22 protein-coding genes are annotated in these 23,179 nt (G+C 67.1%); 10 read left to right on the top strand and 12 right to left on the bottom strand.

Annotated features, from left to right (window positions below):
- Positions 1–6: 6 nt before the first annotated feature.
- Positions 7–2,328 carry a DNA topoisomerase IV subunit A gene (gene parC, locus LXM88_RS17620; RefSeq protein ID WP_262535352.1) on the top strand — a complete coding sequence of 774 codons (2,322 nt, stop codon included), beginning with the start codon at positions 7–9 and terminating at the stop codon, positions 2,326–2,328.
- 247 nt (positions 2,329–2,575) lie between these two features.
- A complete protein-coding gene (locus LXM88_RS17615; RefSeq protein WP_262535351.1) occupies positions 2,576–3,034 on the top strand; it encodes a CopD family protein in 459 nt (152 codons plus the stop codon).
- Positions 3,035–3,082: 48 nt separating this feature from the next.
- Here LXM88_RS17615 and LXM88_RS17610 read toward each other — a convergent pair whose 3' ends face one another.
- The gene (locus LXM88_RS17610) at positions 3,083–3,967 is read right to left on the bottom strand and encodes a LysR family transcriptional regulator (RefSeq protein ID WP_262535349.1); all 885 of its coding nucleotides are present in this window, start codon (positions 3,965–3,967) and stop codon (positions 3,083–3,085) included.
- A gap of 112 nt (positions 3,968–4,079) precedes the next feature.
- Here LXM88_RS17610 and LXM88_RS17605 point away from each other — a divergent pair, with 112 nt between their 5' ends.
- Complete coding sequence (locus LXM88_RS17605) at positions 4,080–4,526, top strand: multidrug/biocide efflux PACE transporter (protein WP_047898698.1); 447 nt, start codon at positions 4,080–4,082, stop codon at positions 4,524–4,526.
- Between the two features lie 48 nt (positions 4,527–4,574).
- On the opposite strand, the gene LXM88_RS17600 is transcribed toward LXM88_RS17605, so the two are convergent.
- From LXM88_RS17600 to LXM88_RS17570, 7 genes are all read right to left on the bottom strand, one after another.
- The gene (locus LXM88_RS17600) at positions 4,575–5,783 is read right to left on the bottom strand and encodes a chromate transporter (protein ID WP_262535347.1); all 1,209 of its coding nucleotides are present in this window, start codon (positions 5,781–5,783) and stop codon (positions 4,575–4,577) included.
- Between the two features lie 204 nt (positions 5,784–5,987).
- Positions 5,988–8,327, bottom strand: a complete 2,340-nt coding sequence (locus LXM88_RS17595) for a bifunctional diguanylate cyclase/phosphodiesterase (protein WP_262535346.1) — start codon at positions 8,325–8,327, stop codon at positions 5,988–5,990.
- 217 nt (positions 8,328–8,544) lie between these two features.
- Complete coding sequence (locus tag LXM88_RS17590) at positions 8,545–9,426, bottom strand: PhzF family phenazine biosynthesis protein (RefSeq protein WP_262535344.1); 882 nt, start codon at positions 9,424–9,426, stop codon at positions 8,545–8,547.
- Positions 9,427–9,439: 13 nt separating this feature from the next.
- Positions 9,440–9,898 carry a RidA family protein gene (locus LXM88_RS17585; RefSeq protein ID WP_031402925.1) on the bottom strand — a complete coding sequence of 153 codons (459 nt, stop codon included), beginning with the start codon at positions 9,896–9,898 and terminating at the stop codon, positions 9,440–9,442.
- A 42-nt stretch (positions 9,899–9,940) separates the two neighbouring features.
- Positions 9,941–11,122, bottom strand: a complete 1,182-nt coding sequence (locus tag LXM88_RS17580) for an aminotransferase-like domain-containing protein (protein ID WP_262535340.1) — start codon at positions 11,120–11,122, stop codon at positions 9,941–9,943.
- Between the two features lie 152 nt (positions 11,123–11,274).
- Positions 11,275–12,183 carry a DMT family transporter gene (locus LXM88_RS17575; RefSeq protein ID WP_262535338.1) on the bottom strand — a complete coding sequence of 303 codons (909 nt, stop codon included), beginning with the start codon at positions 12,181–12,183 and terminating at the stop codon, positions 11,275–11,277.
- A gap of 51 nt (positions 12,184–12,234) precedes the next feature.
- Complete coding sequence (locus tag LXM88_RS17570) at positions 12,235–12,927, bottom strand: VOC family protein (RefSeq protein ID WP_262535336.1); 693 nt, start codon at positions 12,925–12,927, stop codon at positions 12,235–12,237.
- Between the two features lie 230 nt (positions 12,928–13,157).
- On the opposite strand from LXM88_RS17570, the gene LXM88_RS17565 reads away from it, so the two are divergent.
- The 4 genes from LXM88_RS17565 (at position 13,158) to LXM88_RS17550 (ending at position 17,747) form a co-directional block, all read left to right on the top strand.
- On the top strand, positions 13,158–14,615 hold the full coding sequence (locus LXM88_RS17565; RefSeq protein WP_262535335.1) for an aminotransferase-like domain-containing protein: 1,458 nt from the start codon (positions 13,158–13,160) through the stop codon (positions 14,613–14,615).
- A 158-nt stretch (positions 14,616–14,773) separates the two neighbouring features.
- Positions 14,774–16,672 carry a molecular chaperone HtpG gene (gene htpG / locus LXM88_RS17560; RefSeq protein WP_262535333.1) on the top strand — a complete coding sequence of 633 codons (1,899 nt, stop codon included), beginning with the start codon at positions 14,774–14,776 and terminating at the stop codon, positions 16,670–16,672.
- Between the two features lie 8 nt (positions 16,673–16,680).
- Positions 16,681–17,271 carry a chorismate--pyruvate lyase family protein gene (locus LXM88_RS17555; RefSeq protein ID WP_262535331.1) on the top strand — a complete coding sequence of 197 codons (591 nt, stop codon included), beginning with the start codon at positions 16,681–16,683 and terminating at the stop codon, positions 17,269–17,271.
- The gene (locus LXM88_RS17550) at positions 17,271–17,747 is read left to right on the top strand and encodes a DNA-deoxyinosine glycosylase (RefSeq protein WP_262535329.1); all 477 of its coding nucleotides are present in this window, start codon (positions 17,271–17,273) and stop codon (positions 17,745–17,747) included. The genes LXM88_RS17555 and LXM88_RS17550 overlap by 1 nt, the downstream gene beginning before the upstream one ends.
- A 42-nt stretch (positions 17,748–17,789) precedes the next feature.
- On the opposite strand, the gene LXM88_RS17545 is transcribed toward LXM88_RS17550, so the two are convergent.
- Positions 17,790–18,044 (bottom strand): hypothetical protein, encoded by a 255-nt coding sequence (locus LXM88_RS17545; protein WP_262535327.1) that lies wholly within the window; start codon positions 18,042–18,044, stop codon positions 17,790–17,792.
- Positions 18,045–18,086: 42 nt separating this feature from the next.
- Complete coding sequence (locus tag LXM88_RS17540; RefSeq protein ID WP_262535325.1) at positions 18,087–18,365, bottom strand: YlcI/YnfO family protein; 279 nt, start codon at positions 18,363–18,365, stop codon at positions 18,087–18,089.
- A 168-nt stretch (positions 18,366–18,533) separates the two neighbouring features.
- On the opposite strand from LXM88_RS17540, the gene LXM88_RS17535 reads away from it, so the two are divergent.
- From LXM88_RS17535 to mctP, 3 genes are all read left to right on the top strand, one after another.
- Positions 18,534–19,451, top strand: coding sequence for a spermidine synthase (locus LXM88_RS17535; protein ID WP_262535324.1), 918 nt, complete (start codon positions 18,534–18,536; stop codon positions 19,449–19,451).
- A 199-nt stretch (positions 19,452–19,650) separates the two neighbouring features.
- Entirely contained in the window at positions 19,651–19,893 is a 243-nt protein-coding gene (locus tag LXM88_RS17530; protein ID WP_047898686.1) for a DUF3311 domain-containing protein, read from the top strand.
- Positions 19,890–21,440 (top strand): monocarboxylate uptake permease MctP, encoded by a 1,551-nt coding sequence (gene mctP, locus LXM88_RS17525; protein WP_047898685.1) that lies wholly within the window; start codon positions 19,890–19,892, stop codon positions 21,438–21,440. The genes LXM88_RS17530 and mctP overlap by 4 nt, the downstream gene beginning before the upstream one ends.
- Before the next feature lie 61 nt (positions 21,441–21,501).
- Here the strand turns inward: mctP and LXM88_RS17520 are convergent, their stop codons facing one another.
- Both LXM88_RS17520 and tal read right to left on the bottom strand, forming a co-directional pair.
- A complete protein-coding gene (locus LXM88_RS17520; RefSeq protein ID WP_096471447.1) occupies positions 21,502–21,936 on the bottom strand; it encodes a VOC family protein in 435 nt (144 codons plus the stop codon).
- A 241-nt stretch (positions 21,937–22,177) separates the two neighbouring features.
- Entirely contained in the window at positions 22,178–23,131 is a 954-nt protein-coding gene (tal, locus tag LXM88_RS17515; protein WP_262535320.1) for a transaldolase, read from the bottom strand.
- Between the last annotated feature and the right edge of the window lie 48 nt (positions 23,132–23,179).

Raw genomic sequence — 23,179 nt, 5'->3', positions numbered from 1 at the left:
ATTCAGATGGACGACAACACTTCCGATCTCTTTGCCAGCCCCGACGCGCCGGAGAGCGACGCGCTGACGCTCGGCAACTACGCGGAGCAGGCGTATCTCAGCTACGCGGTCAGCGTCGTGAAGAGCCGCGCGCTGCCCGACGTGTGCGACGGCCAGAAGCCGGTGCAGCGCCGGATCCTGTTCGCGATGAACGAAATGGGCCTCGGCCCGGACGCGAAGCCGGTGAAGTCGGCGCGCGTGGTCGGCGACGTGCTCGGTAAATACCACCCGCACGGCGACCAGTCGGCGTACGACGCGCTCGTGCGTCTCGCGCAGGATTTCTCGCTGCGCTACCCGCTGATCGACGGGCAGGGCAACTTCGGCTCACGCGATGGCGACGGCGCGGCGGCGATGCGGTACACCGAAGCGCGGCTCACGCCGATCGCGAAGCTGCTGCTCGACGAGATCGACCAGGGCACGGTCGACTTCATGCCGAACTACGACGGCTCGTTCGACGAACCGAAGACGCTGCCGAGCCGCATGCCGTTCGTGCTGCTGAACGGCGCGTCGGGCATCGCGGTCGGCCTTGCGACGGAAATCCCGTCGCACAACCTGCGCGAAGTCGCGGCCGCGGCGGTCGCACTGATCCGCAATCCGAAGCTGTCGCACGCGGAGCTGATGAACCTGATTCCGGGCCCGGATTTCCCGGGCGGCGGCCAGATCATCTCGAGCGACACCGAAATCGCGGCGGCCTACGAAACGGGCCGCGGCAGCCTGAAGGTGCGCGCGCGCTGGAAGATCGAGGATCTCGCGCGCGGCCAGTGGCAACTCGTCGTCACCGAGCTGCCGCCGAGCACGTCGGGCCAGAAGGTGCTCGAGGAAATCGAGGAGCTGACCAACCCGAAGCTCAAGCTCGGCAAGAAGACGCTGACGCCCGAGCAGCTCAACACGAAGAAGGCGATGCTCGACCTGCTCGACGCGGTGCGCGACGAGTCGGGCAAGGAAGCGGCGGTGCGGCTCGTGTTCGAGCCGAAGTCGCGCACGATCGACCAGACGGAATTCGTGAACACGCTGCTCGCGTACACGAGCCTCGAATCGAACGCGACACTGAACCTCGTGATGATCGGCGCCGACGGCCGGCCGGGCCAGAAGGGCCTGCTGACGATCCTCGACGAATGGGTGAAGTTCCGCCAGCTGACGATGACGCGGCGCACGCGCCACCGCCTCGGCAAGGTCGACGACCGCATCCATATCCTCGAAGGGCGGATGATCGTCTTCCTGAACATCGACGAGGTGATCCGCATCATCCGCGAGTCGGACGAGCCGAAGTCTGCGCTGATGAGCGCGTTCGGCCTCAGCGAACGGCAGGCCGAGGACATTCTCGAAATCCGGCTGCGCCAGCTCGCGCGGCTCGAGAAGATCAAGATCGAGAAGGAACTCGAAGCGCTGCGCGACGAGAAGGCGAAGCTCGAGGAACTGCTCGCGAACGAAAGCGCGATGAAGCGGCTGATGATCAAGGAGATCGAGGCCGACGCGAAGCAGTACGGCGACGAGCGCCGCACGCTGATCCAGCAGGAAAAGCGCGCGACGTTCGAAGCGAAGGTGGTCGACGAGCCGGTGACGGTCGTCGTGTCGCAGAAGGGCTGGGTGCGTGCGTTGAAGGGCCACGGGCTCGACCCGGCGGGCTTCACGTTCAAGGCCGGCGACCATCTGTACGCGGCGTTCCAGTGCCGCACGCCGGATCGCCTGATTGCGTGGGGCAGCAGCGGCCGCGTGTACTCGGTCGACGTGTCGGTGCTGCCGGGCGGGCGCGGTGACGGCGTGCCGGTCACGTCGCTGATCGAGCTCGAATCGGGCTCGCACCTGATGCACTACTACGCGGCGCCCGCCGACCAGCAACTGCTGCTCGCATCGAGCAACGGCTTCGGCTTCCTCGCGAAGGTCGGCGACATGGTGAGCCGCGTGAAGGCCGGCAAGTCGTTCATGACGATCGATGCGGGCGCGGTGCCGCTCGCGCCGATGCCGGTGCTGCCGAACGCGACGCAGGTCGCGTGCCTGTCGAGCGGCGGCCGGCTGCTCGTGTTCGGGATGGACGAGATGAAGACGCTGTCCGGCGGCGGCCGTGGCGTGATCCTGATGGCGCTCGACGACAAGGAAACGCTCGTGCAGGCGCTCGCGATCGATCCGGCGGGCGTCGTGCTGATCGGCACCGGCCGTGGCGGCAAGGCGCAGGACGACACGCTGTCGTATGCGGGGCTCGCGCCGCATATCGGCAAGCGCGCACGCAAGGGCCGCGCGCCGGAGTCGAAGCTCAAGGTCGTCAACGAGTTGCGTCCGTTGCTCGGCTGATACCGCGCGCGGGTCGTCCGGTTCGGCCGTGATCGAAGGCCGCACTTCCGCTTCGGCGGACGTGCGGCCTGTTCTTTTGGGCCGCGGATTCGGGTAAGCAAGCGTGGCGCTGTCACGCGGAACTTGCAAAATATTGTGAAATCGCGCGTGGGGCCTGAACCGCGCGGCGACGGGCCGGTCGAACGACGTTCGATGCCGCGTGCGACGCGGCCGTTCGCCGCACCCAACCCATCACAGGATTGTCGCCATGTCCCACGCCGTTGCCGTCGCGCTGTTTCTTCATCTGCTGGCCGTTGCCGTGTGGGTGGGCGGGATGGTCTTCGCGAACTTCTGCCTGCGTCCGGCACTGTCGGACCTGTCGCCGCAGCTCCGGTTGCCGCTGATCGAAGGCGTGTACGGCCGCTTCTTCAACTGGGTGGCGGGTTCCGTGATCGTGATCCTGCTGTCCGGCGGCTTCCTGCTCGTGAAATTCGGCGGCGCGCACGCGACGTGGTCGCTGCACGCAATGGCCGGGCTCGGCGTCGTGATGATGCTGATCTTCGGGCACATCCGCTTCGCGCTGTTCCCGCGCATCCGCCGCGCGGTGCAGGCGCAGAACTGGCCGGACGGCGCGCGCGCGGTGAACGGGGTGCGCCTGCTCGTCGTCGTGAACCTCGTGCTCGGTGTCGTCACGGTCGGCGCGGCCGTGCTGTCGCGCGGCTTCTGATCGTCCGGCGCCGGTCGGCGTCAACCGCAGGCACGCCGGTGTGCGCCGCTACGCGGCGAGCATCGCGTCGAGCAGCCAGGAGCCGGCCGGGCCGAGCGGCCGGTTGCGCGACCATACCGCATCCACCCGCACACGCCGCGGCCAGCCGCGTGCACGCAGTTCGCACAGGCGATCGCGCGCGAAGTGGTCGACCATCCAGCGCGGCAGCTCGGCCCAGCCGAACCCCAGCACGGCCATCTCCAGCAGCATCAGGTAGCTCGGCGCCAGCCAGTGCTGTGTGCCGACGACGATCCGGCCGTCGGCGCTGCGGCCTTCCGTTTTCACATAGGTATTGAGGCGCAGTTCGCGCACGTCGCGCAGCGCCGCGTGCGGCACTTCCGCGTCGCCGTATTCGGCGAGCGCGTGCGTGCGTCCGACGAACAGCCCGATCTCCGATTCCTCCGCCACCGTCGCCGCGCCGATATCGGCCGGGTAGGCCGCGCGCGCGGCCATCAGCCCGAGCTGCGCGCGACCTTGCTGGATCAGGTCGAGCACGTCCTCGTGCTCGGCGATCTGGCATTCGAGTTCGAGCGCCGGAAAGCGCCGTTCGAGCGCCATCAACGTTTCCTCGTAGCGCTTCGACTGGTACGTATCGGACACGACGAGCGTCAGCCGCGCTTCTTCGCCCTGCGCGAGCCGCGCGGCCGTGCGGTTGATCGCCGCCCCGGCCTCGAGCGCGCGCTGCACCTGCGGCAGCAGTGCGCGCCCGGCGTCGGTCAGCGTCGGCGCGCGCGTCGAGCGGTCGAACAACTGCACGCCGAGATCGATCTCGAGGTTCGCGATCGCCTCCGACACGGTCGACTGGCGCTTGCCGAGCTTGCGCGCGGCGGCCGTGAACGAGCCGAGCAGCGCGGCTTCGGCGAATGCGAGCAGGGCTTCGGGGGCGTGGCGCATGCGGTGCTCCGGACTTTGTTGTATCGGTAAAACCGATGATATCAAACTGGATTCATACGGTTTAGCCGATAAAAATGGCCGACATGAATGAAGCAACGAATCGGAGGGAACCATGAAACAGATGAACAAGACGGTGACGGAACGGCTGCTGCATGCGCTGACGTTCGAGCTGGTCGCGATCGCGCTGTGCGCGCCGATCGGCGCGTGGCTGCTCGACATGCCGGTATCGCACGTCGGCGTGCTGACGGTGATGGTGTCGCTGATCGCGATGGCCTGGAACATGACCTTCAACACGCTGTTCGACCGCTTCGAACGCCGTGCGGGGCTGACGCGCACGCTCGGCATGCGGATCGCGCACGCGGTCATCTTCGAGCTCGGCCTCGTCGCGATGGTGGTGCCGGTTGCCGCGTGGTGGCTGAACGTGAGCCTCGTCGAGGCGTTGCTGCTCGACCTCGGCATCGTGCTGTTCTTCCTGCCGTACACGTTCTGCTTCAACCTCGCATACGACGCACTGCGTGCTCGCTGGATGGCACGCCGGGTCGCGGTGCAGGCGGGTTGAAGTCGCTTGGTACCGGTGAGAGCCGGTTGAGCCGGCGGCCGTCGCCCGTCAGCGCGCGACGACCCACAGCCACACGCCGCAGGCAATCGCGACCGCGCCGTAGACGGCATAGACGGGCACCCTGAGGCGCGTGAAGCACAGCGTCGCGAACGCGCCCGTCAGCCAGTAGATCGGGTCGGCCGGCTCGCGATGCAGGATCTTCACGACGGCGACGACGAGAAAGCCCGTCGTTGCCGCGCGCAGCAGGCGCATCCCGTGCTCGAAGCGCGAATGGCGCTTGAGCCGGGACAGGTGGTTCTGCGCAAACACGACGAGAAAACCCGACGGAATGAACAGCGCGGCCGTTGCGAGCAGCGCGCCGACCCAGCCGTCGGTCAGGTAGCCGAGAAACGGCACGACGTTCAGCAGCGGCCCCGGCGCCACCGGCGACAGCGCGAACGCCAGCGTGAAGTCGTGATCGGAGATGCCCGTTGCCGGCGAGACGAACAGCGTCTTGAGCACCGGCAGCGCGGAAAAGCCGCCGCCGAACAGCGTCATGCCGGCGCCCGCGAGGCGCGGCCACAGCAGTTGCTCCTGGTAATCGCCGGGCAGCGGCAGCGCGAACAACGCGACGAGCACGCCAAGCAGCACGAGCAGGTTGCGGTCGCGTCTCGACAGCGTGAAATCGACCGTGTCGCGTTGCGGCGGCCCGGTCAGCCAGCCCGCTGCAAACGCAGCGAAAAGAATCCCGACGAAGGCGGCCGGACTATGCGCGAAAGCGAGCAGAATCGTCGACAGTGCGGCGATCACCTGTTCGAGCCGCGTGCGCGCGAGCGAGCGCACCTGCTTGACCCACGTGATGCCGATCAGCGCGGCGAGCACCATCCCGAAGTGATTGATCAGCACCGGCGACGCAAGCGAACGCACGAGCGGCGTGCGATAGAAGATCGCGAACAGCGTCATCAGGATGGAGAACGGCAGCACGCTCGCGATGCCGGCGACCCATGCGCCGGCGCGGCCGTGCAGCGTCTGGCCGACCTGCACCGCAACGTTGCAGCCGACGGGGCCCGGCACGAGCCACGCGAGCGCGACGAGATCGCCGAATATGTGCGGTTCGATGCGCTGCAGCCGTTCTACGTAGTGGCGTTCGAGTTGCGCCATCATCGAAAGCCCGCCCCACGAGATTGCCGAAATGCCGGCGATGACCTTGAACAAGGTCCATAGGGATGCCTGTGCCTCTTCGACACGAGCGCTTGCTTCGACTTCGACGGTTGTCATGGTTGTGGTGTTGGAGCAGGGCCGGATCTTGCGCGTGTAGACGTGACCGGCGGCCCGCCGATACGTTGGCCCTCCCGATTGTCCGCCGCGCACAGCGACACAGCCATGCGCGGAAACGCTAATTAATAAACTGAAGAATAAGATCGGAACACGAAATAATTGTGGCAGCGCGCAACGCGTGCCACGGCCGCAGCCGCGGTGCGCTCAGGCGCCGGTGCTGCCGGTCGCGCGGTGAGCGATGACGTTCGGATGGTCGCCGCGCACGCCGAAGCGCGCGATCAGCGCGGGAATTGCGTCGGCCGGCACCGGACGCGAGAACAGGAAGCCCTGCGCCTCGATCTCGCCGAGCGCGGACAGCCACGTGATCTGTTCCTCGGTTTCCGTGCCTTCGACGACGACGGTCAGGCCGAGCGAGCGCGCGAGATGCACGATCGACGATACCATCACGCAGACGCTGCGATCGTTCGGGATCGCCTGCACGAACGAACGGTCGACCTTCAGCGTGTCGACGGAGAAGCGGTGCAGGTACGACAGCGACGAATAGCCGGTGCCGAAATCGTCGAGGGCGATCCGGATGCCGAGCTTCTTCAGCGCGACGATCTTCTCGGACACGAGTTCCGGATACTCCATCATCGCGGTTTCGGTGATCTCGATCTCGAGCCGGTTCGCGTCGATGCCGGTGTCCTGCAGCGTGCGCGAGATCGTCTCGATCAGGTCGCCGCGCCAGAACTGCACGGGCGAGATATTGACCGCGAGCGTCAGCGTGTCGTGGCCCTCGTCGCGCCAGCGCGCGATCTGCTCGCACGCGGTGCGGATCACGAAGTCGCCGATCGGCACGATCAGGCCCGTCGATTCGGCGATCGAAATGAATTCGTTCGCGGAGATGATCCCGTGTTCGGGGTGATCCCAGCGCGCGAGCGCCTCGAAGCCGGTGATGGTGCGGTGCGTGAGGTCGATCTTCGGCTGGTACGCGAGGAACAGCTGCCCCTCGGCGAGCGCGACGCGCAATTGCTGTTCCCAGCGCATCAGGTGGTCGGCGCGGTGCGACAGGTGCGGCGCATAGAACTGGTAGCAGTTCTTGCCGGCGTCCTTCGCGCTGTACATCGCGAGGTCGGCCTTCTTCAGCAGGTCGATCTCGCTTTCGTTCGCGACGGTGTGCAGCGCGATGCCGATGCTCGCATGCAGCACGAACGAACTGCCGCGCACGTCGAACGGTTCGCCGAACATCCGGATGATCGCTTCCGCGAGCCGCACCGCGCGCCGTTCGACGTCGTCGCCCTTCATCACGACGACGAACTCGTCGCCGCCGATGCGTGCGAGCGAGCCTTCGTCGCCGACCGCATCGGACAGGCGTGACGCGGTCATCTGCAGCACGATGTCGCCGGCGTTGTGGCCGAGCGTGTCGTTGACCGTCTTGAAGTTGTCGAGATCGATGAACAGCAGGCCGAGCCGCGACAGGCTCGTCGGCATCGCCACGTCGTTGCGCAGCCCGCGCAGCGTCGCATAGCGGTTCGCGAGGCCGGTGAGCAGGTCGAATTCCGCGAGCTGCGTCATCTCGCGCTCGCGGCCGAGCAGCTTGCCGATCAGGCCCGTCGCGACGCCGAAGAATGCGAGCATCGCGAGCGTGATGAAACTCGTCATCAGGAGGTAGACGTTGCGCGTGTGGTAGTAGTCCGCGAATTCCTCGGTTTGCGACAGGCCGACCATCACCGCGAGCGGATAACCGTCGAGGTGGCGGTACGACACGATGCGCGTCACGCCGTCGAGCGGGTCGATGATCGTGCCCGTCACGCGCTCGGCGATCGGGTACACGCCCGATGCCGAAAACGCGCCCGGTGCGTTGCTGAGCGAGCCCGTGCGCCGTGCGAGCACCGCGCCCGTGTCGGACACGACCGCGATCACGCCTTCCTTGCCGATCGCCGCGTTGTTGTAGAAGTCGTTCGTGAAGTAGCTCGGGTCTTCCGACACGACGACGATGCCCGCGAAGCTGCCGTCCGGGTTGTTCAGGCGCCGCGTCATCTGCAGCGTCCAGTGGCTCGACACGCGGCCGAGCACGGGCTTGCTGATATAGAGGCGGTCGTCGTTGTGCGACAGGTGGACCTTGAAGTGCTCGCGATCGGCCAGGTTGATCGGCTGCGGATGGAGCTCGGCCGTGTTCGCGAACAGGATGCCCTTCGCGTTGACGAGCGATACCTGGATCAGCGTATCGCTCGGCACGACGCCTTTCTCGACGGCGCTCGCGAGATTGAAGCGTCCGGGCGACTTCTCGAACTCGAACTTGACGAAGCGGGTGATCTGGTCGACCTGGTGGATCGCCTTGACCGTATGCTGCTCGAGCGCGGAGGACAGGATCGCGGCGGATGCCGCCGCTTCCTTGTATGCACTGTCCTTCTCGACCGACAGCCGCGCGATGATCACAGCCCACAGCAGCGCAAGCGCCAGCATCCCGAGCAGCGGGATCGCGAACAGCGCACGCCGGCGCGATTTGCGCGGCGCGCGTAGCGGCCGGGTCGGCGGCGTAGGGTTGGACCGGGCGGAGCTCATCGAAGAGGGTGGCGTCCTGCTCGCGTGCGCCATCCGTCGGGATGGCCGGCTATGGTTGGGGTCGCCCCGGCGTCTGTTCGTTCGCGGGATGCGCAATCATGGACAGACCTCCGAAACAACGGATTAGGCCCGATATTACTGGCTGGAACGTTTTTGCGATAGTTGGGCGAACCGTAGGGGCGCCGGGCGGGCCGGCGCCATCGCACATCGCGAAATGTCAGACAGGTGACCGGAACGTGCCGTCGACGACCGTGACGGCGTGGCCGCCGATCCAGGTCGTGCCGTCTTCGTCGTAGCTGACGAAGATGCGGCCGTCGCGGCCGATCGCCGTGCCCTGGCGGGCCGTGTAGGACATGCCGGGGCGGCGTTCCTGCCGCGTCAGCAGCCCGGCCAGCGCGGCATTCGCGCTGCCCGTGACGGGATCTTCGCCGACGCCGAAGTTGCCGCCCGTCATCAGGCAGCGGATTTCGAACGTCGCGGGGCCGCCTTCGGCATGCGGCGCGTAGACCGCGAGGCCGTCCGTGCCGTAGCGGTGCGTGATCGCCTCCAGCGCGGCCGGATCGGGCGTCAGGCCGATGCAGGCGTCGGCCGACGTCAGCCGCACGACGAGCCACGGCGCGCCGTTGTCGACCGCGCACGGCTCGGCATCCAGGTCGATCGCGTCGCTGCGCAACGCGGCCGCCAGCGCCGCGTAGTCCGAACGGTCGAGCGGCGTGACGCGTGCCGGCGGCGCGGCGAACGCCCAGCCGTCGACCTGCTCGCGCAGCGCGACCCGGCCGACCCCGCACTGCTGGATCAGCCGGCCCGGCGTGCGCGGCTGCGCGCCGCTTTCCAGGAACGCATGCGCGGTGCCGAGCGTCGGGTGGCCGGCGAACGGCAGTTCGCCGCCCGGCGTGAAGATCCGCACGCGGTAGTCGGCTTCCGGGTCGGTCGGCGTGCAGACGAACGTCGTTTCCGACAGGTTCGTCCAGCGGGCGATCGCGAGCATGGCGTCGTCGCCGAGCGTATCGGCGTCGAAGATCACGGCGAGCGGGTTGCCCTTGAACGGCACCGACGTGAACACGTCGACCTGCTTGAAGCGGACGAGACGACCGGGCATCGCGCTGCGCCTGTTACGCGACTTCGGCGATCAGCTCGATCTCGACGCATGCGCCGAGCGGGATCTGCGCGACGCCGAAGGCCGAACGCGCGTGCTTGCCCGCGTCGCCGAACACTTCCGCGATCAGTTCCGACGCGCCGTTCGTCACGAGGTGCTGTTCGGTGAAGTCGAGCGTCGAGTTGACGAGGCTCATCAGCTTGACGATGCGCGTGACCTTGTTCAGGTCGCCGGTGTGCGCGTGCAGCGTCGCGAGCAGGTCGATCGCGATCGAGCGCGCGGCCGCCTTGCCGTCTTCCGTCTGAAGATCCGCGCCGAGCTTGCCGGCCCAGACCTTGCCGTCCTTCTTCGCGATGTGGCCCGACAGGTAGACCGTGTTGCCGCTTTGCGCGCTCATCACGTAGGCGGCGGCCGGTGCGCCGGCGGTCGGGAGCTCGATGCCGAGCGACTTCAGTTTGTCGTAGACGTTAGCCATGTGTTCGATTCCTCGTAGAGAGTCGTGACAGGAAAAGGGGGATCAGAGGCGTTCGCGCAGCAGCTTGCCGAGGCGAGCCACGCCTTCCTCGATCTTCTCGGGCGGCACCGTGACGAACGACAGGCGCAGCGTGTTCTGCTGCGCGTTGTCCGCGAAGAACGGCGCGCCCGGCACGAAGGCGACGTGGTTGTCGACGGCCGCGGCGAGCAGCTTCATGCTGTCGATTTGCGCGGGCAGGTTCACCCAGATGAACATCCCGCCTTCCGGGCGGTTCCACGTGACGCCTTCCGGCATGTGGCGTTCGAGCGAGGCGAGCATCGCGTCGCATTGCGCACTGTACAGCTCGCGGATCGTCGGGATGTGTTCGTCGAGGAAGCCGTCCTTGATCACTTCGTGCGCGATGCGCTGCGTCAGCGTCGGCGTGTGCAGGTCGGTGGCCTGCTTGGCCTGCACGAGCTTGAAGTGGAGTTCCTCGGGGGCAATGATGTAGCCGATCCGCAGGCCCGGTGCGAGCACCTTCGAGAACGTGCCGAGGTGCACGACGTGGTCGGGCGCCATCGACAGCATCGTCGGCAGCGGCTCGCCGCGGTAGTTCAGCGCGCCGTACGGATCGTCTTCCAGCACCGGGAACGGGCTCGTCTGCGCGAACGCGGCGAGCGCGCGGCGGCGCTCGACGGGCAGGCGGCGGCCGGTCGGGTTCTGGAAGTTCGGCTGCGCGTACAGGAGGCGCGCGCCTTGCGTGAGTTCGGGCGTGAGGCCTTCCGGCAGCAGGCCCTGCTCGTCGGTCGGCACCTGCACGTAGCGCGGCTCGTACAGCGAGAACGACTGCAGCGCGCCGAGGTAGGTCGGCGTTTCGACGAGGATCGGGCTGCCCGGATCGACGAGCGCCTTGCCGAGCAGGTCGAGCGCCTGCTGCGAGCCCGTCGTGATCAGCACCTGCGACACGCGCACGCTGTAGCGCTCGGCGATCCACTCGCGCAGCGGCAGGTAGCCTTCGGTCGCGCTGTACTGGAGTGCGGCGGCCGGCGCGTCGCGCAGCACGCGATCGGCGGCGGCGCGCATGCGCTCGGCCGGGAACGTCGCGGGAGCGGGCAGGCCGCCGGCGAACGAGATGACCTCGGGGCGTTCCGTGACCTTCAGGATCTCGCGGATCGCAGAGCTCGTCAGCTTGCGGGCGCGTTCGGAAAGCTGCCAGTGCGGCGGATGCAGGTCGCTCGGATTCATAGTCTCCTCGTTCGGATATCGTGGTCAGTCAAGAAAGGTCGTTCGGGCGGATCGCTTCGACGCTGCCGGGTGGGCAGGCGCGAGCGCGGTCGAGCCTTCGCGGCCGGGTGGGCAAAACCGATCAGGCAAAACAGCCATTATGGCGCACCTGTTCAGCCGGCGCGAGCCGGTTGCGCGGTGGTGGCGACCGCCGAGCGGCGCCCGAGCACCACGGTGGCGATCACGGCGGCGGCGAACAGCCAGGTCGACGGCGTGACCGTCTCGCCGAACAGGAGTGCGGAAAAAGCAATCGTGAAGAAAATCTGCAGCAGTTGCACCTGGCCGACGCGCGCGATGCCGCCCATCGCGAGCCCCGCATACCATGCAAAAAAACCGATGAACTGCGAAAAAAGGGTCACGTAGCCGAACGCGAGCCACGTGCGCAGCGCGAGCGGGCCCGGATGCGCGACATGCTGCATCCACGCGAGCCAGCCGACCGGCAGCACGAGAAACGGCGCGGACACGACGAGCGCCCAGCAGATCACCTGCCAGCCGCCGATCTGGCGCGCGAGGCGCGCGCCCTCCGCATAACCGAGCGCGCCGATGCCGACCGCGACGAGCATCAGCGCGTCGCCGGCCTGCACGGTGCCGCCGCCGTCGCGCAGCGCGAACGCGATCACGAGCGCGCTGCCGGCCACCGCGCTGGCCCAGAAAGCCTTCGACGGCCGCTCGTGCGACAGCCATGCGGCGTACAGCGCGACGAACAGCGGCTGCAGCCCGTTGACGACCGCGCCGTGGGACGCCGGCACGGATTTCATCGCCCATGCGGAGAACACCGGATACGCGATGATCACGCCGGCCGACGTGATCGCGAGGCTTTTCAGTTGCGCGCGGGTCGGCAGCGCCTCGCGGCGCCACCACAGCAGCAGGCCGGCCGGCACCGCGGCGGCGAGCGCGCGGCCGAGCCCGTTGAGCAGCGGATTGAGCTCGGACACGACGATACGCGTCATCGGCAGCGTCAGGCTGAAGATCATCACGCCGATCAGGCCGAGCAGCATGCCCCGGGTTTCGCGCGAATTCATGTCGTGGGTGTCTCCGTGTTGCAGGGTCGTTGTAATCGAGGGGCGGGGTGTTCAGCGCAGCGTGCGCGCACCTTGCGGCGTGTCGAACTCGGCGACCAGCGCGGGCGGGCCGTCGCCGGTTTCGAGGTCGAGCAGATGCGCGGCGCCGAGCCAGTCGAGCTGCTCGCGGATCGCGTCCGCACGCGGGTGAGTGCCCTTGAGCGCCTTCAGCGCGACGCCGTCGTGCGGCAGCGATTCGGCCGGGTGGTGCGGGCTGTCCCACTGGATCAGCGACGGCACGAGGCCGTCGCCGGAACCCTGCCACGCGGGGAACGCGCCGTCGTCGGGCACCGTCAGGCCCCAGCTCAGGTCGCCGCGCCGCATCGCGACGACGGGCGGGATGCGGGCCGGGTACTGGCTCTGCCACAGCGCGAGCTGGCGCGGGCGGTCGACGCGCGCGACCCAGTGCGAGAGAAACGGGCCCTGCGCGAGCCGTGCGTGCATCGCCGGATCGTCGAGCGCGAACAGCCGCGCGCGCGGCGGCGCTGCGCTGTCGTCCAGGACGGGTGCGTCGGGGTCGATCGCGATCACTTCGAGGTAGAGCCCGCCCCATGCGCCGAACAGCGCATTGTGGGTCCGCATCAGCGGGTGGCGGCCGCCTCCGGCCGGTTCGATGCCGAGCGCGTCGGCGACATGGCGTACGCCGTCGTCGAGCGTGCGCGCGGCGATCACGAGATGGTCGAGTGTCAGGGAGCGGGCTGGCATGAACGTCGGTCGGGAAGCGAAAGTGTCATGGTAGGCGGGCGATGCGCCGGGCGGTGGCCGGACCGGCCGGCGCACGGGCCGCGGACGAGGCCGGCCGACGCGGCGCCGGGTGCGGCGGGGCCGGAACGGCGGCCGCACGGTCGCCGTTGCGGTCAACTGTAATCGTCGGGACCGGCACAGTAACGGTACAATCGGCGCGATAGCCTTCGGTACAGTTGGAGCTGCCGCCCATGTCCACCGTTCCACTCGCCCAGATTCCCGCGCCGCACGATACGGCCACGCTCACGCTCGTCGACCAGCTTGTCCAGTGGGCCCGGCGGCGCATCGACGAACGCGTGTTCCGTCCCGGCATGCGGATGCCGTCGATCCGCAAGCTCGCGCTCGACAAGAGCGTGTCGCGCTTTACCGTCGTCGAGGCGTACGAGCGCCTCGTCGCGCAGGGTTACCTCGACTCGCGGCGCGGCTCCGGCTTCTACGTGCGCGAACGCACGGCCGGCCCGCAGCCGGCCGACAACGCGGCGCGCGGGTCCGAGGCCGCGCCCGTGCACAACACGATCGACGTCGTCTGGCTGCTGCGCAACATGCTGCACACCGTCAGCCCGGAAAAGGGGCCCGGTCTCGGCTACCTGCCGGGCCGCTGGCTCGACGGCGAGCTGATCACCGGCGCGCTGCGCGCGCTCGGGCGCCAGTCCGGCGCGCAGATGCTCGGCTTCGGCACCGCGCAGGGTTTCCTGCCGCTGCGCCAGCAACTGCAGACGCGGCTCGCCGAAGTCGAGATCGGCGCGACGCCCGACCAGCTCGTGCTCGTATCGGGGATCACGCAGGCGATCGACCTGATTTCGCGGATCTACGTGCGGCCCGGCGACGCGGTGATCGTCGGCGATCCCGCGTGGTTCCAGATGTTCGGCCGCTTCGCGTCGCAGGGCGCGCAGCTCGTCGGGATGCCGTACACACCGGACGGCCCCGATCTCGATGCGCTCGAGACGCTCGTGCAGATGTGGCGGCCGAAGATGCTCGTGATCAACTCGGTGCTGCAGAATCCGACCGGCACGTCGCTGTCGGCCGCGCAGGCGTTCCGGATCCTGAAGCTCGCGGAGGCGTACGACTTCCTCGTCGTCGAGGACGACGTGTACGGCGACCTGTGCCCGCCGAGCTATCCGGCCACGCGCCTCGCGAGCCTCGACCAGTTGAAGCGCGTGATCTACCTCGGCAGCTATTCGAAGACGCTCGCGGCGAACCTGCGGGTCGGTTATGTCGCGTGCGCGCCGGAGATCGCGAAGGCGGTCACCGACCAGAAGATGCTGGTCGGGATGACGACGCCCGAGCTCAACGAGCGCGTGCTTTACAAGATCCTGACCGAAGGGCATTACCGGCGCCATGTCGAGCGCTTGCGCGCGCGGCTCGACGGCGTGCGCGACAAGACCGCGCGGATGCTCGAGCGCACGGGGCTCGGGCTCTTCACGATGCCGGCGGCCGGGATGTTCCTGTGGGCCGATACGGGCGTCGATTCGGACGCGCTCGCGGCGGTCGCGCACGAGGCCGGCTTTCTGCTGACGCCGGGCAGCCTGTTCTCGCCGCAGCAATCGCCGTCGACGTGGATGCGCTTCAACGTCGCGAACTGCGGCGATCCGGCGCTGCCGGGGCTGCTGGCAGGCTATATCGACTCGGCCGTGCGGCGCGCGTCGTGACGCGGCGCGGCATGCCGACCCTTGAAATCGCGCGCGCCGTCCCCAGATACGCGCGCAAACCGCTCGCGCCGGGCGGTCGGGCTTCACGGGCTTGCCGGCATCGCACGCCGGGCGCCTGCGCCACATCATTCAAGTTCAAGTAAGAGGAAACAGCATCCATGGCACACGAAACGATGAGCTTTCAGGCAGAGGTCAAGCAACTCCTCCACCTGATGATCCATTCGCTCTACAGCAACAAGGAAATCTTCCTGCGCGAACTGGTGTCGAACGCGTCCGACGCGGCCGACAAGCTGCGTTTCGAGGGGCTCGCGGACAACGCGCTGTACGAGAACGATCCGAACCTGCGCATCCGCATCGGCTACGACAAGGCCGCGCGCACGATCACGATCGACGACAACGGCATCGGCATGAGCCGCGACGAGGCGATCGCGAACCTCGGCACGATCGCGCGTTCGGGCACCAAGGAATTCTTCACGAAGCTGTCCGGCGACCAGCAGAAGGATGCGGCGCTGATCGGCCAGTTCGGCGTCGGCTTCTACTCGGGTTTCATCGTCGCCGACAAGATCACCGTCGAGACGCGCCGCGCGGGCCTGCCGGCGAACGAAGCCGTGCGCTGGGAAAGCGCGGGCGAGGGCGATTTCACGATCGACGCGATCGAGCGCGCGCAGCGCGGCACGACGATCACGCTGCACCTGCGCGAAGGCGAGGACGAGCTGCTGTCGTCGCATCGCCTGAAGTCGATCATCCAGAAGTACTCCGACCACATCGCGCTGCCGATCCTGATGCAGAAGGAAGAATGGGATCAGGAGAAGGGCGAGATGGTCCTGAAGGACGAGGACGAGACGGTCAACCAGGCGAGCGCGCTGTGGACGCGTTCGAAGAGCGACATCACCGACGAGCAGTACACGCAGTTCTACCAGCACGTCGCGCACGACCACCAGGATCCGCTCACGTGGACGCATAACCGCGTCGAGGGCCGCAGCGAATACACGCAACTGCTGTTCGTGCCGTCGCACGCGCCGTTCGACCTGTGGAACCGCGATTATCGCGGCGGCCTGAAGCTGTACGTGAAGCGCGTGTTCATCATGGACGACGCCGAGCAGCTGCTGCCGCAATACCTGCGCTTCGTGAAGGGCGTCGTCGATTCGGCCGACCTGCCGCTGAACGTGTCGCGCGAGATCCTGCAGGAAAGCCGCGACGTGAAGGCGATTCGCGAAGGCGTGACGAAGCGCGCGCTGTCGATGCTCGAAGAGCTCGCGAACGCGGAAGAGGATGCCGGCAAGGAGAAGTACAAGACGTTCTGGGGCGCATTCGGCCAGGTGCTGAAGGAAGGCCTCGGCGAGGATCACGCGAACCGCGAGCGCATCGCGAAGCTGCTGCGCTTCGCGTCGACGCACGGCGATACCGACGCGCAGGACGTGTCGCTCGCCGACTACGTGTCGCGCATGAAGCCCGAGCAGAGCAAGATCTACTACGTGACGGCCGACGCATGGCAGGCCGCGAAGAACAGCCCGCATCTCGAGGTGTTCCGCAAGAAGGGCGTCGAGGTGCTGCTGCTGACCGATCGCGTCGACGAATGGATGCTGTCGTTCCTCAATGAATTCGACGGCAAGCCGCTCGCGAGCGTCGCACGCGGCGACCTCGATCTCGGCGAGCTGAACGACGAAGAGAAGAAGGCGCAGGAACAGGCGGGCGAGGCGATCAAGCCTGTCGTCGAGAAGATGAAGGAAGCGCTCGGCGACAAGGTGAAGGAAGTGCGCGTCACGTTCCGCCTGACCGATTCGCCGTCGTGCCTCGTCGCGGACGACAACGACATGAGCGGTTACCTGCAGCGGATGCTGAAGGCGGCCGGCCAGAACGCGCCGGCGATGCAGCCGATCCTCGAGATCAACCCCGACCATGCGCTCGTGAAGCAGTTGAACTCCGACAGCGCCGATTTCGGCGACTGGTGCCATCTGCTGTTCGACCAGGCACTGCTGGCCGAAGGCGGCATGCTCGACGATCCGGCGAGCTTCGTGAAGCGGACCAACGCGCTGCTGCTGTCGCGCGCCGCGTGAACGTGCGCATGCGATTCGACGGCGGACAGGCCGGCTGGCGCGAGACGCCGCGGCCTGGCTGCACGCTCGACCAGCGCGACTGGCTGACGCGCGGCGGATCGCTGACCGCGCATCTCGCGCGGCTCGGTCGCGTGAACGTGCGCGTGACGCGCGAGGCCGTCGACTGCGCGTGGTTCGACGAGCCCGACGCGCTCGCCAGTTCGCCGCGCGCGCCGATGTGGGTGCGCGAGGTGATCCTGTCGGTCGACGGTACGCCGTACGTCGCCGCGCACAGCATCGTGCCGCTCGCCGCCAGCAAGGGCGTGTGGCAGGCAATGCGGCGGCTGCGCACGCGGCCGCTCGCGGAGCTGCTGTACAGCGATCCGCAGGTCGAGCGCTCGGCGCTCGTCAGCCGGCGCGTGATCGCCGGCCATCCGCTGTACGCGCTCGCGAGCCATGCGCTTGGCGCGGGCGCGCGCCCGCCGCATGCGTTCGCCGCGCGGCGCTCGGTGTTCCAGCGTCACGGCAAACCGCTGATGGTCACCGAGTGCATGCTGCCGGCGTTGTGGCGTCATCTCGACGCGTACGGCGACGGGACGTGCTCGGGCGGAGACGCGTGATGCTGCAGGGCTTCGGGCCGGTGGTCGGGCCGAATACGCATACGATGATCCTCGGCAGCTTTCCGGGCGAGGCATCGCTCGATGCCGCGCAGTATTACGCGCATCCGCGCAACCAGTTCTGGCGGCTGCTCGGCACGGTGCTCGGCGAGCACGGGCTGCACGAGCTTGCGTACGAGGAACGGCTCGAACGCGTGCTGACGCACGGGATCGGTATCTGGGACGTGCTTGCCGCGTGCCATCGCGAGGGCAGCCTCGATTCGGCGATCCGCAACGCGGAGCCGAACGATTTCGATTCGCTGCGGGAGCATGCGCCGCTGCTGAAGCGCGTGTGCTTCAACGGCAAGACGGCAGGGCGGTTTGCCGACGTGATCGGCAGGGCCGGGTACGAGACGCTGGTGCTGCCTTCGTCGAGCCCGGCGAATGCGATGCTGTCGTTCGAGCAGAAGCTGGTGCAGTGGCGGGGGATTCGCGGCTGACGCCGGTATGAGCGCCACGGAGGGCGGGCTCGCTCCCGACGCTCAATCGTCCTTGCCCCATCTCCACCCGGGCTTTTCGCCCTTGATCCAGCATACGGCGATCAGCATCGCGGACAACACCACAATGCATGCGCCGTACGCGAACGGCGATTCGTGCGGTGGCAGCAGCCACGCGCTGGCGACGACCCCGATCCCGAACAGCAGCAGCACGATCCAGCCTTGCCACGCGACCGGCAACCCCCATCCCCATCCGTAGCGCTTGGCCGGAAACCAGATCTTCTTGTCGTTCGAGGCCATGTGGTTCCTCGTCGTCCGACGGTTGTGGCGCGAATCGTTCCGTCAGCGAACTCGCTGCTGACGATCGCGCATCGCATCGAGCCGGCGTTGCAGCCGTTCGAGCACGACGGATGACGAAACATACTGGTCCGCGTGCATCGCGTGGTCGCGGGATGCAATGCCGCGTGCAATGAACTCGCTTCGAAGCCGGCGACGCTCGATGCCTTCACGGATCGATTGCTCGACGAAGCTCGATAGCGTTTCGCCGTCACCCAGGACGCGTTCGGCAGCGGCAAGCAGTTCCGGCTCGACGTGGACGGATGGAAAGGTGGCGGTCTTCATCGGATAACTTCCTCCAACACGGTTGCGATGCATTATCGTTCACGCCGACCAAGGGTGCACGCCGACCGATCAACGGCGCGTAGCGGTGAATCTGTCTCCGCTGGCGCCACCCGGCACCAATGCTATCCTCTCGTCCGCTCATCCAGCATCACCCAGCGAGATTCAATCATGACCCGACTGATCAAGCGCGCGTCCGCCGAGGCGCGTGCGTTCAAGCAAGGCAAGCCGTCCTCCTACAACGGCTCCGACAAACTCCAGCCGCCGCGCGTGAAGCGCCGCCCGGACATCGACGAACACGACGACGTGCCCGTGCTCGAAGCACCGCGCAAGCCGCGCTTCGCGCCCGTTACGTTCTCCGAAGAGGGTGGCGTGCGCTTCCTGCACTTCGGCACCGAATGGGTGCAGGGTGCGATGCGGATTTCGAAGCCGCTGCATATCGAACTCGAATACGCACAGCAGATGATGGCGTGGCTGCTGTTCCTCGAAACGCCCGAGCGGATCGTCCAGCTCGGGCTCGGCACCGGCGCGCTGACCAAGTTCTCGCACCGCTTCCTGCCGCACGCGAAGGTCGAGGCCGTCGAACTGAACCCGGCCGTGATCGTCGCCGCGCGCACGATGTTCGCGATGCCGCCCGACGACGCGCGCCTCGCCGTGCACGAAGCCGACGCATGGGATTTCGTCAACGATCCGGCCAACCGCGGCACGACGGGCGCGATCCAGATCGACCTGTACGACGCGACCGCGCGCGGCCCGGTGCTCGACAGCGTCGCGTTCTACCGCGCGGTGCGCGGCTGCCTCGCCGACGCGGGCATCGCGACGATCAACCTGTTCGGCGATCATCCGAGCTTCGTGCGCAACATGAAGCATTTGAACGCGGCGTTCGATCACCGCGTGATCGCGCTGCCCGAAGTGCACGACGGCAACCGGATCGCGATCGCGTTCTCGGGCCCCGCGCTCGACGTGCCGTTCGCGCAGCTCGACGCGCGTGCGAAGCTGATCGAGGACACGCTGAAGCTGCCCGCGCGCAAGTGGGTGAAAGCTTTGAAAGAAACAACCGGCGCACGCGATACCTCGTTCGCGATCTGACGCTTCATGCACCGGCGGCATGCCGGTGCAACCGCGGGACAAGGGGCGGATCACCTCGGGTTCGCCCCCGCTTGACCGCGTGCTCGCGGCTCCTATACTGGCGCGAAGCCAGCGGAGCCGCAGCCTACCCGTTTTGCCGCTCCTCTCGCCGCCGTACCCGCTCAACAAGATCGATAACCGGGAAAGATGAGGAGACGTCATGGCTCACGATGCCGACGCCAACCGGGCCGCGAAGCGCTGGCTCTGGCTGCTGGTGCTGCCGCTGATCGCGATGGTCTGGGTGCCGTCGTACAACAAGGTCGATCCGCAATGGTTCGGCTTTCCGTTCTTCTACTGGTACCAGCTGCTTTGGGTCTTCATTAGCGCGGTGATCACCGCGTTCGTGTACTTCAAGACCAAGAACGCGTGGAAGGCGAGCGGCCCGCAAGGAGGTGCGCGATGAATCTCGGCGCAACCTTCGTCTTCGTCCTGCTCTTCATCGGTGTCACGATCATCGGCTTCCTGGCCGCGAACTGGCGGCGCGGCGATCTCGCCCATCTCGACGAATGGGGCCTCGGCGGACGCCGCTTCGGCACGATCGTCACGTGGTTCCTGCTCGGCGGCGACCTCTACACCGCATATACGTTCGTCGCGGTGCCCGCGCTCGTGTTCGGCGCCGGCGCGATGGGCTTCTTCGCGCTGCCGTACACGATCCTGATCTATCCGTTCGCGTTCGTCGTGTTCCCGAAGCTGTGGAGCATCGCGAAGCGGCACGGCTACGTGACGGCCGCCGACTTCGTCAACGCGCGCTACGGCAGCCGGATGCTCGCACTCGCGATCGCGGTGACGGGCATCCTCGCGACGATGCCGTACATCGCGCTGCAGCTCGTCGGCATCGAGGTCGTGATCGGCGCGCTCGGTTTCGACACGACCGGCTTCGTCGGCGATCTGCCGCTGATCATCGCGTTCGCGATCCTCGCCGCGTACACGTACACGTCGGGGCTGCGCGCGCCCGCGATGATCGCGATCGTGAAGGACATCCTGATCTACATCACGATCGCCGCGGCGGTCATCGTGATTCCCGCGAAGCTCGGCGGCTTCGGGCACATCTTCGCGAGCGTGCCGCCGGCGAAGCTGTTGCTGAAGGCGCCGGACGCGGCGAGCCTGAACGGCTACAGCGCGTACGTGACGCTCGCGATCGGCTCGGCGCTCGCGCTGTTCCTGTATCCGCACTCGGTCACGGCGATCCTGTCGTCGTCGTCGGGCAACTCGATCCGCCGCAACATGGCGATGCTGCCCGCTTACTCGTTCGTGCTCGGCCTGCTCGCGCTGCTCGGCTACATGGCGCTCGCGGCGGGCGTGAAGGACATGCCGCAGTACGCGCCGTACTTCAAGGCGTTCGGCCCGAACTTCGCGGTGCCCGCGCTGTTCCTCGAGTATTTCCCGTCATGGTTCACCGGCGTCGCGTTCGCGGCGATCGGCATCGGCGCGCTGGTGCCGGCGGCGATCATGTCGATCGCGGCCGCGAACCTCTATACGCGCAACATCCACCGCGAGTTCGTGAACCGCAACATGACGCACGACCAGGAGACGCACGTCGCGAAGCTCACTTCGCTGATCGTGAAGGTCGGCGCGGTCGCGTTCATCCTCGGGCTGCCGCTGACCTACGCGATCCAGCTGCAGCTGCTCGGCGGGATCTGGATCATCCAGACGCTGCCCGCGATCGTGCTCGGCCTGTACACGCGGCTGCTCGACCATCGCGGCCTGCTGGTCGGCTGGGCGGCCGGCATCGTGTGCGGCACGTGGATGGCGGTGTCGCTGAAGCTCGCGAGCTCGATCTTCACGATCCACCTGTTCGGCCTCGCGATTCCCGGCTACGCGGCCGTGTGGTCGCTGATCGTGAACCTGGTGGTGTCGGTGGCGGTGAGCGTGCTGGTGCGCGTGATGGGCATGGCGCATGCGGAGGATCGCACGCGGCCGGAGGACTATCTCGACGTCGTCGAAAGCTGAGACGGACGACGCGCGGAAATGAAAACGCCCGCCACCTCCCGGTGGCGGGCGTTTTTTTGCGTCAGCCCTGCGCGCGCTGCGACAGGTCCTCGACGTTGACCATCCAGTGCACGCCGAAACGGTCCTTCGCCATCCCGAAGCCGAGCGCCCAGAACGTCTTGCCGAACGGCATCGTCACTTCGCCGCCGTCGGCGAGCGCATTGAACAGCTTCTGGCCTTCCTCGACCGTCGCCGGGTTCAGCGACAGCGAATAGCCGGCGTGCGTGCCGCCCGGCTGGCTGCAGTCGCCGTCCGAGCACATGATCATCGAGTCGCCGATCGTGAAGCTCGCATGCATCACCTTGTCGGCCATCTCGGGCGTGATCGCGTGTTCGGGATTCGGCGGCGCATCCTTGAAGTGCATCTTGAACATGGTCTTCGCGCCCAGCGCCTTTTCGTAGAACTGAAGGGCTTCGTCGGCGCGACCGTAGAACGTCAGATACGGTTGAACTTGCATCGTTGTCTCCTGTAATGGACCGGGCCCGCGCACCGGCACGGGTTCGGCGTCGTGCAAGATTGACTGGGAAGGGGCACGTCGAGAGGCGGCCGGCGCACCCGTGACGTGGATTGTAGTGCGCGTGCTTGACGATGGCGTGAAAAATAAAAACGGCCGCGAACATCACGTTCGCGGCCGTTTGCGGCGCGCATGCTGACGGCTGTTGTCAGTGTTGCTGACAGCCGCTGACGCGCGGCACGATTCAGCGCAGCCCGTCGATCAGCTTCTCGAGCTTCACCGCATCGGCGGCGAACACGCGGATGCCTTCGGCGAGCTTTTCGGTCGCCATCGCTTCGTCGTTCAACTGGAAGCGGAACGATGCCTCGTCGATCGCGACCCGGTCGGACGGCTTGTCCTGCAGCGCTTCCGGCGACAGCTTGCGCGAGACCGTCTCGTTGCTGTCCTGCAGTTTCTGCAGCAAGTCGGGACTGATCGTCAGCAGGTCGCAGCCGGCGAGTTCGGTGATCTGGCTGGTCGTGCGGAAGCTCGCGCCCATCACTTCGGTGTGGTAGCCGAAGGTCTTGTAATACGTGTAGATGCGGCGCACCGACTGCACGCCCGGATCGTTCGCGCCGCCGTCCTTCGCTTCATCCCATTCCGCGCCGGCCTGCTTCTTGTACCAGTCGTAGATGCGGCCGACGAACGGCGAGATCAGTTGCGCGCCGGCTTCCGCACACGCGGCGGCCTGCACGAGCGAGAAAAGCAGGGTCATGTTGCACTTGATCCCTTCCTTCTGCAGCACCTCGGCCGCGCGGATGCCTTCCCACGTCGACGCGAGCTTGATCAGGATGCGCTCGCGGCCGATGCCGGCTGCTTCGTACAGCTTGATGAGCTCGCGGCCCTTGTCGATCGAGCGCTGCGTGTCGAACGACAGGCGCGCGTCGACCTCGGTCGACACGCGGCCCGGGATCAGCTTCAGGATTTCGGTGCCGAACGCGATCAGCAGGCGGTCGATGATGAAGTCGGTGCTTTCGTTGCGATGATCGCGGACGGTTTTCTCGAGGATCGGCTTGTACGCATCCTTCTGGACGGCCTTCAGGATCAGCGACGGGTTCGTGGTCGCGTCCTGCGGCTTGTATTGCGCAAGCTGCTGGAAGTCGCCCGTGTCGGCGACGACGGTCGTGTACTGCTTCAGCTGGTCGAGTGCGGTAGTCATGGCGATTCGGAAGAAGGGCGCGGGGCGCCGGGTTCTCACGGGCCGCGC

Source organism: Burkholderia sp. S-53 (assembly GCF_025560745.1).
Lineage (GTDB): Bacteria > Pseudomonadota > Gammaproteobacteria > Burkholderiales > Burkholderiaceae > Burkholderia > Burkholderia pyrrocinia.
This window is presented reverse-complemented; position numbering and strand designations above follow the sequence as displayed.

Excerpts from the sequence above, each read along its gene's own strand:
- parC (WP_262535352.1), top strand. The coding sequence starts at position 7 with ATGGACGACAACACTTCCGATCTCTTTGCCAGCCCCGACGCGCCGGAG.
- LXM88_RS17520 (WP_096471447.1), bottom strand. The coding sequence starts at position 21,936 with ATGCAAGTTCAACCGTATCTGACGTTCTACGGTCGCGCCGACGAAGCC.
- LXM88_RS17580 (WP_262535340.1), bottom strand. The coding sequence starts at position 11,122 with ATGAATCCGAGCGACCTGCATCCGCCGCACTGGCAGCTTTCCGAACGC.
- LXM88_RS17575 (WP_262535338.1), bottom strand. The coding sequence starts at position 12,183 with ATGAATTCGCGCGAAACCCGGGGCATGCTGCTCGGCCTGATCGGCGTG.
- tal (WP_262535320.1), bottom strand. The coding sequence starts at position 23,131 with ATGACTACCGCACTCGACCAGCTGAAGCAGTACACGACCGTCGTCGCC.
- LXM88_RS17540 (WP_262535325.1), bottom strand. The coding sequence starts at position 18,365 with ATGAAGACCGCCACCTTTCCATCCGTCCACGTCGAGCCGGAACTGCTT.
- LXM88_RS17600 (WP_262535347.1), bottom strand. The coding sequence starts at position 5,783 with ATGACAACCGTCGAAGTCGAAGCAAGCGCTCGTGTCGAAGAGGCACAG.
- LXM88_RS17615 (WP_262535351.1), top strand. The coding sequence starts at position 2,576 with ATGTCCCACGCCGTTGCCGTCGCGCTGTTTCTTCATCTGCTGGCCGTT.
- LXM88_RS17605 (WP_047898698.1), top strand. The coding sequence starts at position 4,080 with ATGAAACAGATGAACAAGACGGTGACGGAACGGCTGCTGCATGCGCTG.
- LXM88_RS17590 (WP_262535344.1), bottom strand. The coding sequence starts at position 9,426 with ATGCCCGGTCGTCTCGTCCGCTTCAAGCAGGTCGACGTGTTCACGTCG.
- LXM88_RS17585 (WP_031402925.1), bottom strand. The coding sequence starts at position 9,898 with ATGGCTAACGTCTACGACAAACTGAAGTCGCTCGGCATCGAGCTCCCG.
- LXM88_RS17555 (WP_262535331.1), top strand. The coding sequence starts at position 16,681 with ATGCGATTCGACGGCGGACAGGCCGGCTGGCGCGAGACGCCGCGGCCT.
- LXM88_RS17550 (WP_262535329.1), top strand. The coding sequence starts at position 17,271 with ATGCTGCAGGGCTTCGGGCCGGTGGTCGGGCCGAATACGCATACGATG.
- LXM88_RS17565 (WP_262535335.1), top strand. The coding sequence starts at position 13,158 with ATGTCCACCGTTCCACTCGCCCAGATTCCCGCGCCGCACGATACGGCC.
- LXM88_RS17545 (WP_262535327.1), bottom strand. The coding sequence starts at position 18,044 with ATGGCCTCGAACGACAAGAAGATCTGGTTTCCGGCCAAGCGCTACGGA.
- mctP (WP_047898685.1), top strand. The coding sequence starts at position 19,890 with ATGAATCTCGGCGCAACCTTCGTCTTCGTCCTGCTCTTCATCGGTGTC.
- LXM88_RS17570 (WP_262535336.1), bottom strand. The coding sequence starts at position 12,927 with ATGCCAGCCCGCTCCCTGACACTCGACCATCTCGTGATCGCCGCGCGC.
- htpG (WP_262535333.1), top strand. The coding sequence starts at position 14,774 with ATGGCACACGAAACGATGAGCTTTCAGGCAGAGGTCAAGCAACTCCTC.
- LXM88_RS17595 (WP_262535346.1), bottom strand. The coding sequence starts at position 8,327 with ATGAGCTCCGCCCGGTCCAACCCTACGCCGCCGACCCGGCCGCTACGC.
- LXM88_RS17530 (WP_047898686.1), top strand. The coding sequence starts at position 19,651 with ATGGCTCACGATGCCGACGCCAACCGGGCCGCGAAGCGCTGGCTCTGG.
- LXM88_RS17610 (WP_262535349.1), bottom strand. The coding sequence starts at position 3,967 with ATGCGCCACGCCCCCGAAGCCCTGCTCGCATTCGCCGAAGCCGCGCTG.
- LXM88_RS17535 (WP_262535324.1), top strand. The coding sequence starts at position 18,534 with ATGACCCGACTGATCAAGCGCGCGTCCGCCGAGGCGCGTGCGTTCAAG.